The 12,348-nt window shown below is 64.4% G+C and carries 12 protein-coding genes; 4 read left to right on the top strand and 8 right to left on the bottom strand.

Translation table 11 applies throughout. The features are described from left to right. Window positions 1-235: hypothetical protein (locus OZ411_RS07375; RefSeq protein WP_282527402.1), on the top strand; the 235-nt coding region annotated here is incomplete at its 5' end. A 156-nt stretch (window positions 236-391) separates the two neighbouring features. Here OZ411_RS07375 and OZ411_RS07380 read toward each other — a convergent pair. The 3 genes from OZ411_RS07380 to OZ411_RS07390 all read right to left on the bottom strand — a co-directional run bounded on the left by OZ411_RS07380 (window position 392) and on the right by OZ411_RS07390 (window position 2,416). Beyond that, on the bottom strand, window positions 392-829 hold the full coding sequence (locus tag OZ411_RS07380) for a phage holin family protein (protein WP_282527403.1): 438 nt from the start codon (window positions 827-829) through the stop codon (window positions 392-394). Window positions 830-845: 16 nt separating this feature from the next. Continuing rightward, the gene (locus tag OZ411_RS07385; protein WP_282527404.1) at window positions 846-1,214 is read right to left on the bottom strand and encodes a DUF883 family protein; all 369 of its coding nucleotides are present in this window, start codon (window positions 1,212-1,214) and stop codon (window positions 846-848) included. Between the two features lie 89 nt (window positions 1,215-1,303). After that, on the bottom strand, window positions 1,304-2,416 hold the full coding sequence (locus OZ411_RS07390) for an AI-2E family transporter (RefSeq protein ID WP_282527405.1): 1,113 nt from the start codon (window positions 2,414-2,416) through the stop codon (window positions 1,304-1,306). 236 nt (window positions 2,417-2,652) lie between these two features. Here OZ411_RS07390 and OZ411_RS07395 point away from each other — a divergent pair, with 236 nt between their 5' ends. Together OZ411_RS07395 and OZ411_RS07400 are read left to right on the top strand one after the other, a co-directional pair. Beyond that, window positions 2,653-3,444, top strand: coding sequence for a L,D-transpeptidase (locus OZ411_RS07395; RefSeq protein ID WP_282527406.1), 792 nt, complete (start codon window positions 2,653-2,655; stop codon window positions 3,442-3,444). A gap of 7 nt (window positions 3,445-3,451) precedes the next feature. After that, the gene (locus OZ411_RS07400) at window positions 3,452-4,105 is read left to right on the top strand and encodes a DUF2865 domain-containing protein (RefSeq protein ID WP_282527407.1); all 654 of its coding nucleotides are present in this window, start codon (window positions 3,452-3,454) and stop codon (window positions 4,103-4,105) included. 14 nt (window positions 4,106-4,119) lie between these two features. Here OZ411_RS07400 and OZ411_RS07405 read toward each other — a convergent pair whose 3' ends face one another. After that, the gene (locus tag OZ411_RS07405; RefSeq protein ID WP_282527408.1) at window positions 4,120-6,213 is read right to left on the bottom strand and encodes a methyl-accepting chemotaxis protein; all 2,094 of its coding nucleotides are present in this window, start codon (window positions 6,211-6,213) and stop codon (window positions 4,120-4,122) included. 195 nt (window positions 6,214-6,408) lie between these two features. On the opposite strand from OZ411_RS07405, the gene OZ411_RS07410 reads away from it, so the two are divergent. Next, on the top strand, window positions 6,409-6,555 hold the full coding sequence (locus OZ411_RS07410) for a Thivi_2564 family membrane protein (RefSeq protein WP_282527409.1): 147 nt from the start codon (window positions 6,409-6,411) through the stop codon (window positions 6,553-6,555). 72 nt (window positions 6,556-6,627) lie between these two features. Here OZ411_RS07410 and OZ411_RS07415 read toward each other — a convergent pair whose 3' ends face one another. The 4 genes from OZ411_RS07415 to cysD form a co-directional block, all read right to left on the bottom strand. Then, complete coding sequence (locus OZ411_RS07415; protein ID WP_165421142.1) at window positions 6,628-6,828, bottom strand: CsbD family protein; 201 nt, start codon at window positions 6,826-6,828, stop codon at window positions 6,628-6,630. Between the two features lie 169 nt (window positions 6,829-6,997). Next, window positions 6,998-9,160, bottom strand: a complete 2,163-nt coding sequence (locus OZ411_RS07420) for a malate synthase G (protein WP_282527410.1) — start codon at window positions 9,158-9,160, stop codon at window positions 6,998-7,000. A 267-nt stretch (window positions 9,161-9,427) separates the two neighbouring features. Beyond that, on the bottom strand, window positions 9,428-11,344 hold the full coding sequence (gene cysC / locus OZ411_RS07425; RefSeq protein WP_282527411.1) for an adenylyl-sulfate kinase: 1,917 nt from the start codon (window positions 11,342-11,344) through the stop codon (window positions 9,428-9,430). A 27-nt stretch (window positions 11,345-11,371) separates the two neighbouring features. Beyond that, window positions 11,372-12,166, bottom strand: coding sequence for a sulfate adenylyltransferase subunit CysD (cysD, locus tag OZ411_RS07430; protein ID WP_282527412.1), 795 nt, complete (start codon window positions 12,164-12,166; stop codon window positions 11,372-11,374). Window positions 12,167-12,348: the final 182 nt, after the last annotated feature.

Genomic DNA, 12,348 nt, shown 5'->3' on the forward strand with positions numbered 1-12,348 from the left:
ACGGGACCCATGGGTGCAACCGGCACCCGGCTTTCCCTGCGCCCTCTGCTATCGAGGAGGGTGGAAAGTGAAGCAAAGCTCGGGCGCAATGCGCCGCGAGAATGCGAACGCGCATCCGCTGTTTGAATCAGACGTAGGATGGGTAGAGCGCAGCGAAACCCATCATTCGCGCAGCGTGCTCGCAAAGCTGATGGGTTTCGCTTCGCTCTACCCATCCTACGGGACCGCTGTTTGAAAATTGAATCATGATTTGCGGCGATGCCGTAGGGTGGGCAAAGCGAAGCGTGCCCACCATTGCGAGCGCGGCGCTGGATGGTGGGCAGGGCGCAAGTGCGCCTTTGCCCCCCTACAGCCTGGATCGTCCGCTTTCGGGACGACGACGGCAGGGCTGTCACTTGTCCGGTGGCGGTGGATCGCTCGCCGCGCTCCGGCTGGCCATCAGCCCCAGCGCCAGCCCGCCGATCGCCAGGATCGGGACCAGCCGTTTCACGCCGATGGCGCGGACGAGCTGCAGGCCGGTTGCTAGCACCGCCGGGTTGGTGAGGAGGGATTGGCGTGCCGCCCGGGCCATCTCCTCGGCGCGCAGTCGCATCTGCCGCTTCCGTGCGACGTAGAGGGCGGCGGCGATCACCGCGACCACCACGAAAAGCGCGGCGCAGGCAAGACATGCCCAAATCGGCCCATTGGTCTGGTGCACCCAGACGAAGAACGCCGCACACAGGAAGCCGAGCGCAATGAGCGCGGTTGCGGCGATCACGACCGCAAGCGACGTCAGCCGCATGGCATTGCCCGCCTGCTCCCTGACGTCACTGACCAGTCGCTGCAGCATGGGGACGTGTCCGCCGCTACCTTCGCCAGGCCATGCCGATCAGGAAGCCGAGGCCGAGCGCAATGCCGACGGTCGCCAGCGGGCGCTGGGTGATGGCGTCCTCCAGCGTTTCCTCGATCGAGGAGTACGCGTCCTGCGCGGCGTCCATCATCGCGCTGCCGCGCTCCGACATGTCGTCGACGGCGGTTTCGGCGCGGTCGCGCGCCTGGTCGTAGCCGCGGCGTGCTTGCTTTCGCGCGCTGCCGGCGAACGAGTTGAGCACCTCGGTGATCTGGTCGGTCAGCGCGGCGATGTCGTCCTTCACGGTGGCGACATCCTTCTGCAGGCGTTCATAGGTTGCTTTGTCTGTCATGTTCTTCAATCCGAAATCGCTTGTCACCGACATCGAACAGCTCCCGAACCAATGTTGCTTCACCAATGTTGTTCTTGGCAGAACGCCGCGTCGGGAACTAAGTTCCCGAGCCGAAATCCGGTTCACGCCTCCGGCAGATGCGGCGAATTGACCGGCATCAGATGCTCCTTGAGGATCAGCGCGACGATCAGGAGTGGGGAGGCCAGGAAGGCGCCCATCGGGCCCCACAGCCAGGTCCAGAACGCCAGTGCGATGAAAATGGCGAGCGCATTCAGGGCAAGTCTTCGGCCGATGATGGTCGGGGTGATGAAATGCCCCTCGAGGAAGGTCAGCACCGCAAAGCAGGCCGGCGCGATCAATCCGGCGCTGATGGTCGAGAAGCTGACGAGACCGACCAGAACCAGCACCACGAACATCGCGACCGGCCCGATGATCGGGATGAAGTTCAGCGTGGCGGCGAGCGCGCCAAGGCCCGCCGGGTTGGGCATGCCAGTGACGGCACAGATCAGCCCGGTCCCGATCCCGACGCCGATATTGATCATGGTCACCATGAGCAGGTAGTTGCCGAGATGTCCCTCGATCTCGTTGAGGATGCGCAGGGTGCGGAGCCGCCAATCGCGATCGCCGAAGGCCATAACGAGCCCCCGCCGCAGATCCTTCCAGCTTGCGATGAACAGGATCAGGGTGGCGATGAACAGCAGGAATTCGGCAAAGGTCGGCGACAGGAATTCCACCGTCGGCTGCACCCATTCGAACTTCGGCAATTGCAACGGGGCAAGCGTCTCGGAGCCGCCGATCATGCTCTGCAATTGCTGCCACAGCGCGAGCGGCCGGTCGAAGATGTGCATCTTTTCTTTCAGCGCCGCTGCGAGCTCCGGCAACCGGGCGCTCCACTCGATCGCCGGAGCGGAAATCAATCCGATAATGAAGGTGGCGGCAGCGCTGACGGCGGCCACGATCAGCACTGCGGCGACCGCGCGGGGCACGCGGTAGCGCTCGAGGAAGCTTGCCGCCGGCGACAGCATGGTGCCGACGATGAAGGCCATCGTGATCGGCAGGAAGAAGGCCTTGGCCAGATAGAGCGCCGCGACGATGGCGATAACCAGGAGCCCGACCAGCGACAGGGCGACGAGCTCGGTGCGGCGGATGACCGGCGGCAGCTCGGCGTGGCCATCGGGGGCGGGCGTGCCTTCGGCGCCATTGGACAGGAGACGCTCACTGGGAAGGACACGCACGCTGGTTCTCTCCCGCCACGGGCGCATGTCAAGGCGACGCGCGGTGTGTGCGTGCCACGACCGGAAATTCTTGGAGGGCCAACTCCAGGCCGGCCGCCAGGTTCCATCGCGCGATCGTGAGCGGTTGTGTTCTTGACTGATGCGACTCTGCCACGGCGGAGCCGGAACCGCGAAGCGATGGCGCGCGTTTGGTTGGGGCAGAGCATCAGCGTGATGCGTATCCAATGGGGCAGCACATGACACCGTCATCCGCTCTATTCCGCCGATCGTCGCGCGCGGCAAACGCGCTTGTCTTCGCCGCCAGCCTGCTGGCGACGCCAATCGCTCTCTCGACCTCGGCAGGTGCTCAGTCGCTGGGCTACGCCCCCATCCGGCAGAGCGCCTTTCCGTCCGATGAGGCGTTGACGCCCGAAGCGAGGGACGCGGAGGCCGGCGTGCTGCCGGAGCGGTTGCGCCGTGCGGTGGTGCCGTTTGCGAGCAGCGAAGCGGCAGGCACGGTCATCATCGATACCGGCAACACCGCGCTGTACTATGTGCTCGGGCAGGGCCGCGCGATCCGCTACGGCGTCGGCGTCGGCCGCGAAGGCTTCACTTGGTCAGGCGTGCAGACCATCAGCCGCAAGGCGGAATGGCCGGACTGGTATCCGCCCGCCGAGATGATCAGGCGCCAGCCCTATCTGCCGCGGTTCATCGCCGGGGGTCCCGGCAATCCGCTGGGCGCGCGTGCGATGTATCTGGGATCGAGCGAATACCGCATCCACGGCACCAACGATCCCTCGACCATCGGCAAGTTCGTCTCCTCCGGCTGCATCCGGATGACCAATGAGGACGTCACCGATCTGTTTGGCCGCGTCAATGTCGGCACCAAGGTCGTGGTGCTGCCGAAGAATGCGCCAGTGCTCGCCCGCGGTTCGGATACCAGGACCACGATCAGCGTGCGCCCGGCGCCGCCGCGTCCGCAAGCCGCGGCGACCACGCTGCCGTCGGGCCAGCAGGCGATACGACTGAACGTGTCGTCGGTGAATTGAGGCGAAAATGGCCCCGATCTCGCATTGGCGATGGATATTCGGCGCGACGGCGCTCGTCCTTGCCGTCGCCGCGCCCGCGGCGCAGGCCCAGGATTTCATCTCGCTCCTGTTCGGCGGCTTCGGCCGGCCTCCGATGATCCGACCGCCGTTCGACGACGGCCCGCCCGCCGTGCAGCAACGGATTTGGCGGCCGCGCGCCTATGACCGCAGCTATGATCGCGCTTATAGCGGCGGGGGTCAGGCGTTCTGCGTGCGTACCTGTGATGGTCGTTACTTCCCGCTGCCGGTCTCCGACAATGCCAGTCGCGCGCAGAGCTGCAATAATTTCTGTCCGGCGAGCGAGACCAAGCTGGTCTATGGCGGCAGCATCGACAACGCCGAGACGGAGGACGGAACGGCGTATTCGGAACTGCCGAACGCGTTCCGTTACCGAAACGAGATCGTGGCGGGTTGCACCTGCAACGGCAAGGATCCCGGCGGGCTGGCGCAGGTCAAAATCGAGGATGATCCCACCCTGCGGAAGGGGGACATCGTCGCCAGCGAAAACGGCCTGATGGTCGCCGGCCGCCCCGACAAGCGCGGTGCCTCGCTGCAGCTCTCGCCCGCGCCCGACCGCATCCGCGCCAAATATGGGCGCGTGCCGGTGGTGGCGCGGGAGTGAGTGGTGAATAGGGGCTAGGCGGCGCGGATCTTGCCGAGGAAATCGGTGACTTGGTCGCCGAGCCCACGGCTTTGGGTCTCCAGCGTCTCCGAGGCGACGCGAACGTCCGCAGCGGCGGCCGCCGCGGTGTCCGCATCGGCCTTCACGCCGGTGATGTTCTCGGACACGTTCTTGGTGCCCTGGGCGGCAAACTGCGTGCTGCGTGTGATCTCCTGGGTCGCGGCGCCCTGCTCCTGGACGGCGGCGGCAATCGCGGTCGCGACTTCATTGACTTCGCCGATGATGCTGCCGATGCCCTTGATGGCGTCGATGGCTTCGCCGGCGACCTTCTGGATGTCGGCGATCTGCTCGGAAATCTCCTCCGTCGCCTTTGCGGTCTGGCTCGCCAGCGACTTGACCTCGGAGGCGACCACGGCGAAGCCGCGTCCGGCCTCGCCGGCGCGGGCGGCCTCGATGGTGGCATTCAGCGCGAGCAGGTTGGTCTGCGCCGCGATGGTGTTGATGAGGCCGATCACCTCGCCGATGCGGCCGGCGGATTTCGCAAGTCCCTGCACGGTGCCGTCGGTGTTGCGGGCCTGGTTGACCGCGCGGCTGGCGATACCGGCCGCATGCGCCGCCTGCTGGCTGATGTCGTTGATCGAGGCGCTCAATTCCTCGGAAGCCGCTGCGACCGTCTCCACGCTCATCGACGCCTCGCCGGACGCCTTTTCGGCGATCTCGACCCGTTCATTGGTCTGGCGCGACACGGCGGAAAGGTTGGCGGACGTCGCCCGCATCTTGCCGGAGGCGTCGCCGAGATGTTCGAGCGTCTGGCGCACCAGATGCTCGAACTCGCCGACATGGTTCTCGATCGTCTGCTGGCGGGCGGCTGCGCCGGCATTGCGCTCGCGCTCCTGCGCTTCGATGCGGAGCTTGTCCTTGGCCTGCTGCCTGAAGGTTTCAAGCGCACCGGCAAGCGCGCCGATCTCGTCCTTGCGCCCGGCATAGCCGCTATCGACATTGAGGTCGCCGGAGGCGACTTTCAGCATGGCATCGCGGATGTTGTGCAGCGGCGTGATGACGCGGCGGCCGATTGCGATCATGGCGCCGACGGTGACCGCGATCGCGCCGGCGAGCAGCGCAAGCTGTGTGATCAGCGAGCGCTGCGCCAGGGCGTATTGGGCGGCGGCGTGATCCTTCGCCGCATCGAGCGCTGCTTCCGCGACCGCCACGGCCGTCCCCATCCGGCCGACGGTGACCGGGCTCCACTGGTTCGCGGCCATCTCCGGCTTCCCGCCATTGGCAAGCGCCGCCATCAGCCGGTCGCGCAGCCTTTGATAATCAGGATCGAAATAGGCGGTCTTGGAGGCGGGAATCGCAGCCGCGAGCTTCGGCGGCAATTGCATGCCTGAGGTTGCCACCTCGAGCGCCTTCCAGGCGGCATCGATGCCGCCGACGAATTTGGTGTAGCTTTGGTGGATTTCCGGCGTGATACGGCCTGCACCGAGTCCGTCTGACACCAGCGCGGAGGCTTCGCCGGCGGTGTTGCGCAGCAGCCAGGCAGTCTGCTTGATGTTGAGCAATTGGTCGATCACCGCATCCTGGTGATTGACGTCGGCGGCAAGCGTTCCCGACAATTTATTGAGCACGTCGAGCAAGGCCTGCGTCGTTGCCTGATACTCCTTCGCCAGGTCGGCGCGACGCGCTTCCTTCGGCTTGGCCATCTCCTGCCAGAATTCCGTCTGCTCGGCCGTCAGCAGCGAGAACAGCCGTTCGAACTCCGCCACTAAGGTCTTCTGCTGGGCGAAGTCCATGGTCTTGAGCCGGGCGAGCCCGTTCGCCATCGCCAGCATTTCGGCATCGCGGAGGTCGCGAAGGTACTTCTCGATCCCGCCGTCCATCGGAGACCCGCCGGTCAGAAGGCGGTTGGTGGACGAACGATCGGTTCGCAGGCTGTGCATCGCCTTGAAAAGGTCGGCCGAGACGTCGGCAATCGTCGAAATCCGGCCCGCCGCCTGCAGCCGGCCCCAGCTATCCCACGCATTCAGCGAGAAACCGACGACGATGCAGAATGCAGTGCTCAGGATAACGATCTTCAGCAACGCGGATACAGAAAGGCGATTCAGCATGTGGCTCCCCCAAAGCTGTCGCCATTTGGAACAATAAGGGTAAAAATTTCCGGAAACGCTATTGCCGTATATTTACGGAGCGCGCTGAAATGACCGAGCTTTTCGCAAGTGGGCAAGTTCCCCGTCAGGAACCTCGCGGGCTTCCGGCAGTTAAGAAAGTGCTAACACGCCATTCATGACGTCCCCGGGGGCCGCATGCTCATCAGCATACTCATCACGTTTCTGGTCGTTGTCCTCGTCCTTTACCTGATCAACCTGCTGCCGCTCGACGCACGCGCCAAGCAGATCGCGCGTGTCGTCGTGATCATCCTCGGCGTGATCTCGCTCTTGAAATACATCTGAAATCCATCGCGGTGTTCTGACAACACACCAAGCAAAAGCCCCGGCGTCGGCCGCGGCTTTTGCTGCAAGAGCCTATCGCAGGCTTCGGAACCAGTCGTCCACATCCTTGCGGATCTGGTCCTTGGCGAAGCCGTAGCGTTGCTGCAGCTTGCCTTCGAGCTGCTCGCGGCGGCCTTCGATCACGTTAAGATCGTCATCGGTGAGCTTGCCCCATTTCTCCTTGGCGGCGCCCTTGAACTGCTTCCAGTTGCCCTCGATCCGGTTCCAATCCATTGCCATCTCTCCGATGCTTCAGTTGAGATGGCGTTGAAACGGATTGACGCCGCACGGGTTCCAACCACGCGGCGTCATGCTCTGTAGCCCGGATGAAGCGAAGCGTAATCCGGGGATGGTGGTCCCGGGTTGCGCTTTAGCTCCACCCGGGCAACGGCGATGTGCCAGATCAGCCGGCGGCCTTCGCTTCGCGACGGCGGGCGGTGAGAATGAACTCGGTGTAGCCGTTCGGCTGCTCGCGGCCCTTGAAGATCAAGTCGCAGGCCGCCTTGAAGGCGACACCGTCGAAGGACGGCGCCATCGGCTTGTAGAGCGGATCGCCCTTGTTCTGGCCATCGACGACGATAGCCATGCGCTTCAGCGACTCCATCACCTGGTCCCTGGTGACGACGCCCTGGTGCAGCCAGTTCGCCAGATGCTGGCTCGAGATGCGCAGGGTGGCGCGGTCTTCCATCAGGCCGACGTCGTGAATGTCAGGCACCTTGGAGCAGCCGACGCCCTGGTCGATCCAGCGCACGACATAGCCCAGGATGCCCTGGCAGTTGTTGTCGATCTCCTGCTTCACGTCATCGGGCGCCCAGTTCGACTGCGACACCGGAATGGTGAGGATGTCGGAGAGTTTCGCGCGCGGCCCACCCTTGGCCAGCTCCTGCTGGCGCGCGATCACGTTGACCTGGTGATAGTGCAGCGCGTGCAGCGTCGCAGCGGTCGGCGACGGCACCCAGGCGGTGGTGGCGCCGGCCTGCGGATGGCCGATCTTCTGCGCCAGCATGTCGGCCATCTTGTCGGGCGCCGCCCACATGCCCTTGCCGATCTGCGCATGGCCGGGCAGGCCGTCGATCAGGCCGATGTCGACATTCCAGTCCTCATAGGCCTTGATCCAGGGTTGCGCCTTCATGTCGTTCTTGCGGATCATCGGACCCGCTTCCATCGAGGTGTGAATCTCGTCGCCGGTGCGGTCGAGGAAGCCGGTGTTGATGAACATCACGCGCTTGCCCGCATTCTGGATGCTGGCCTTGAGGTTGACCGTGGTGCGGCGCTCCTCGTCCATGATGCCGACCTTGAGCGTGTTCTCCGGCAGCGAGAGCAATTTCTCGACCTCGCCGAACAACTCACAGGTCAACGCGACTTCATCGGGGCCGTGCATCTTCGGCTTGACGATGTAGACCGAGCCGGTGCGGCTGTTCTTCACCTTCGACTTGCCCTTGAGATCATGGATCCCGAGCAGGCCGGACACCGCGGCATCAAGGATCCCTTCCGGGATTTCCTCGCCCTTCGCATCGAGCACGGCGTCGGTGAACATGTGATGGCCGACATTGCGCATCAGAAGCAGGCTGCGGCCGTGCAGCGTCAGATCCTTGCCGTCGGGCGTCTTGTAGATGCGGTCGGCATTGAGCGAGCGCGTCAGGCTCTTGCCGCCCTTCTCGAAATCAGCCGACAGCGTGCCGGCCATGAGACCAAGCGTATTGCGATAGACCAGCACCTTGTCCTCGGCGTCGACGGCCGCGACGCTGTCTTCCATATCGAGGATGGTGGAGACCGCCGCCTCCAGGATCATGTCGGCGACCCCTGCCGGATCGTCCTTGCCGATCGGATGATTGCGGTTGATCGTCACGTCGATGTGCAGGCCGTTGTTGACGAGCAGCACGGCGCTTGGCGCGGCGGCATCGCCCTGATAACCCGCGAATTGCGTGGCCGATTTCAGTGCGGTGGTGTTGCCGTTCTTGAGCTTCACCGCGAGCTTGCCGCCGCTGACGCTGTAGGAGGTCACATCAGTGTGGCTTCCGGTCGCGAGCGGCGCGGCCGAATCCAGCAGCGCCTTGGCCTTCGCGATCACCTTGTCGCCGCGCGCTTTGTTGTAGCCCTTGCCACTCTCGCTCGGGTCATGCGGGATCGCGTCGGTGCCGTAGAAGGCGTCATAGAGGCTGCCCCAACGCGCATTCGCCGCATTCAGCGCATAGCGCGCATTGGTCAGGGGCACCACGAGCTGAGGACCGCAGATCTTGCCGATTTCTTCGTCGACATTGGCGGTCTCGACCTGCCTGGTCGGCGGCTCCGGGAGGAGATAGCCGATTTCCTTCAGGAAAGCGGTATAGGCGTTGATGTCGAACTTCTTGCCCTTGTTGGCGCGGTGCCAATCGTCGATCTTGGCCTGCAGCGTGTCGCGGAAGGCGAGCAGCTCGCGGTTTTTCGGCCCCAGTTTTGCGATGATGGCGGCGAGCCCCGCCCAGAAGGCGTCGGGCGCGATCCCGGTGTTGGGGGTCGCTTCCTTGGCGATGAAATCGAACAGGACAGGGGCGATCTTCAATCCGTGGGCTTCGACACGCGTCATGTTGGGCTTTCCAAGAGAAATGGCGTTTACGGACTGTTTTCGGGACGAAAACAGCAAAAAACGCGCCAAAAGGCGGGCGGTTCAGCGCCCTTTTAGCGCTAAAGCCACGGCCATGAGAAGGCCCCCCGGGTGGCCATATTACCCGCAACCGTCATGCCCCGCGGAGGCGGGGCATCCAGTACGCCGCGGCTTCTCGGTTCAACTACGATCATCTCCGAAATACTGGATCGCCCGGTCAAGCCGGGCGATGACGGAGGGAGTTGTTCTCTAAATATTCGCCGCGAGGTCGGCGACTTCCTCGAACAGGATGCCGGTTTGGGCCAGCATCCGTTCGATTTCGTCTACTGCGTCAGCGACTGTCCGGCTCGACGTATCGATGGTCAGTTCGTTACCCGCCGGCGGCTCGTAATCATTGGTGATGCCGGTGAAGGAGGGCAGGCCGCCCGCGCGGGCCTTGGCGTAGTGGCCCTTGGGATCGCGGCTTTCGCAGATTTCCGCGGGCGTCGCGACATAGATCTCGCGGAACGCGCTGTCGGCGATGCGGCGCGCGGCGGCGCGGTCGGATGCGGCGGGCGAGACCGCGGCGACGATCGCGATATGGCCGTTGCGCGCCAGATGCGTCGCGACCTCCGCGAGGCGGCGGATGTTTTCGCTGCGATCCGCGTGCGAGAAGCCAAGGTCGCTGTTGAGGCCGGCACGCAAGGTGTCGCCATCGAGCAGGATCGGCGAGCCGCCATTCGTGAACAGCCGCCGCTCCAGCGCAAGCGCCAATGTCGATTTGCCGGAGCCGGGCAGCCCCGTGAACCAGAGCACGGCGCCGCCATGACGATAGCGGGCCGCACGCTCGTCGGCGCGCAACGCGGATTCCACCGGCACGATGTCGACGGGCACGGCGCGCTGGCCGGCATCGACCGACAGCACGAGGCCGCCACCGGCGATCCGGCCGTTCACCTCGATCACCAGCCGCCCGGTGCGCGGGCTTTCATGATAGGGATCGGCAGCAATCGGCTGCGCCAGCGAGATGTCGATCTCGCCGACATGGTTGCGTGCGATCGAATTGGTTTCCTTGTTGGAGAGCGCGCCGGGATCGACTGCCTTGTCGATCGCGACCACGCTGGCGCGGGTCTCGCGCGTGCCGAGCCGGATCAGGATCTGGTCGCCCTTCGACAATGGCTTATCGTGCAGCCAGAAGATCCGGGCGTGGATGCGGCGGGTGTCGCGCGGGCTCAGGCCGACATGGCCGATGACGTCGCCGCGCTCGATGAAGAGCTCGCGGTCCAGCGTGATGCCGACCGAGCGGCCGGCCGTTTGCGGTCCCTGAAGCGGCGTCACCGGCCAGCTCTCGACGGTCTTGATCTTCGCGATCTTGCCGGCGGGCATGATCACGATCTCGTCGCCGGCCTTCAGGCTGCCGGATTCGATGCGGCCGGCGATGATGCGGCGGTCGTCGAACTTGTAGATCGCCTGCACCGGCAGTCGCAGCGGCAATGTTTCCGCCGGCCGCGCCGGCTCCAGCGCATCCAGCGCCTCGACCACGCTCGGCCCCTTGTACCAGCCGATCCGCGGCGTGTGCGCGGCAACGCCGTCGCCGTCGCGCGCGGAAATCGGAATCACCGCCGATGGCTTCACGCCAAGACCGGTCAGGTGCGCCGATATCTCGTCGCTGATCTCGTTGAAGCGCTCGGCGCTAAAATCGACCCGGTCCATCTTGTTGACGACGACAGCGACCTGCTTGATGCCGAGCAAATGCAGGAGATAGCCGTGCCGCCGCGTCTGGTCGCGCACGCCTTCGAGCGCGTCGATGATCAGCACGGCGCCGTCGGCCTGCGAGGCGCCGGTGATCATGTTGCGGAGGAACTCGGCGTGGCCGGGCGCGTCGATCAGCACCACGTCGCGCGAGCGGGTACGGAAGCGGATCTGCGTGGTGTCGATGGTGATGCCCTGGTCGCGCTCGGTCTGCAGCGCGTCCAAGAGGAACGACCATTCGAACGGCATGCCGCGCCGCGCGCTGACGGCCTTCAGCATTTCGAGCTTGCCATCGGGCAGGCTGCCGGTCTCGTGCAAGAGGCGGCCGACGAGGGTGGATTTGCCATGATCGACATGGCCGACGATGACGATGCGGACTTGCGGGCGCGTGGTGCCGTTCGGTGTCGCCGAAATCGCGCTGGGAAGAACCATGTTCATCGAAGATCGCCTTAACTTGCCAAGAGCTCAGAGATAGCCGGCGACACGCAGCCGCTCGAACGCATCCTCGGTCTCATGATCGAGTGCGCGGCCCGCGCGTTCCGGCACCTTGGTGTCTTCGAGCTCGGCCAGGATCTCATCGATGTCAGACGCGGTCGACGCGACGGGGAAGGTGATGTCGGCATCACCAAGCGAACGATAGCGCTTGCCGTCCTTCGCCAGATAAAGCGGGATGATCGGGATGTTCTCGCGTCTTGTGTAGGCCCAGATGTCGGCCTCGGTCCAATGCAGGATTGGATGGATGCGCAGATGCGCGCCTTGCGGCGGCGAGGCGTTGAAGTGATCCCAGAATTCCGGCGGCTGGTCGCGCACATCCCATTCGCCCTCGAGTCCGCGCGGCGAGAACACGCGCTCCTTGGCGCGCGTGGCCTCTTCGTCGCGGCGGATGCCGGCGATCAATCCGTCAAAGCCGTGCTTGACCAGCGCGAGCTTCAAGCCCTCGGTCTTGCGCGCAGCAGAGCGCGCCGCAGGCGGCAGCGTGGGGTCAACACTATCGATCGGCGGGCAGGGTTCGACGCGCAGGTCGATATCCCATTCCTTCGCGTACTGGTTGCGGAAGGCATACATCTCCGGAAATTTCTTGCCGGTATCGACATGCAAGGCAGGGAAGGGCACGCGGCCGAAGAACGCCTTGCGCGCGAGCCAGATCATCACGTTGGAGTCCTTGCCGAGCGACCACAACAGCGCGAGCTTCTTCAACCGGGCGAACGCCTCGCGCAGAATGTAGATGCTTTGCGCTTCGAGCTCGTCGAGATGATCCATTGAAGGGACGGTCGCGGGTGCTTCGACGAGGATTTTGCGCGACGCCTTTATTCCCTCGCGGGGCTCGGATGAGCGCAACCGTGCTGTGCCGGATTCGTTGTCGAGAAGATGCATCTCTGTGCCTTGGCCTTTGGAGGCGAAAATTCTATAGTTGCGATGCAATAGAGAAGAAATAAATTTCT

It is taken from the genome of Bradyrhizobium sp. Arg237L (assembly GCF_029990105.1).
In the GTDB taxonomy this organism is placed as follows: Bacteria; Pseudomonadota; Alphaproteobacteria; order Rhizobiales; family Xanthobacteraceae; genus Bradyrhizobium.

Bases quoted from the DNA above. Each gene is read 5' to 3' on its own strand.
- OZ411_RS07385 (WP_282527404.1), bottom strand. From the start codon at position 1,214: ATGTCGGTGACAAGCGATTTCGGATTGAAGAACATGACAGACAAAGCA.
- OZ411_RS07405 (WP_282527408.1), bottom strand. From the start codon at position 6,213: ATGCTGAATCGCCTTTCTGTATCCGCGTTGCTGAAGATCGTTATCCTG.
- OZ411_RS07400 (WP_282527407.1), top strand. From the start codon at position 3,452: ATGGCCCCGATCTCGCATTGGCGATGGATATTCGGCGCGACGGCGCTC.
- OZ411_RS07415 (WP_165421142.1), bottom strand. From the start codon at position 6,828: ATGGATTGGAACCGGATCGAGGGCAACTGGAAGCAGTTCAAGGGCGCC.
- OZ411_RS07420 (WP_282527410.1), bottom strand. From the start codon at position 9,160: ATGACGCGTGTCGAAGCCCACGGATTGAAGATCGCCCCTGTCCTGTTC.
- cysD (WP_282527412.1), bottom strand. From the start codon at position 12,166: ATGGATCATCTCGACGAGCTCGAAGCGCAAAGCATCTACATTCTGCGC.
- cysC (WP_282527411.1), bottom strand. From the start codon at position 11,344: ATGAACATGGTTCTTCCCAGCGCGATTTCGGCGACACCGAACGGCACC.
- OZ411_RS07380 (WP_282527403.1), bottom strand. From the start codon at position 829: ATGCTGCAGCGACTGGTCAGTGACGTCAGGGAGCAGGCGGGCAATGCC.
- OZ411_RS07395 (WP_282527406.1), top strand. From the start codon at position 2,653: ATGACACCGTCATCCGCTCTATTCCGCCGATCGTCGCGCGCGGCAAAC.
- OZ411_RS07410 (WP_282527409.1), top strand. From the start codon at position 6,409: ATGCTCATCAGCATACTCATCACGTTTCTGGTCGTTGTCCTCGTCCTT.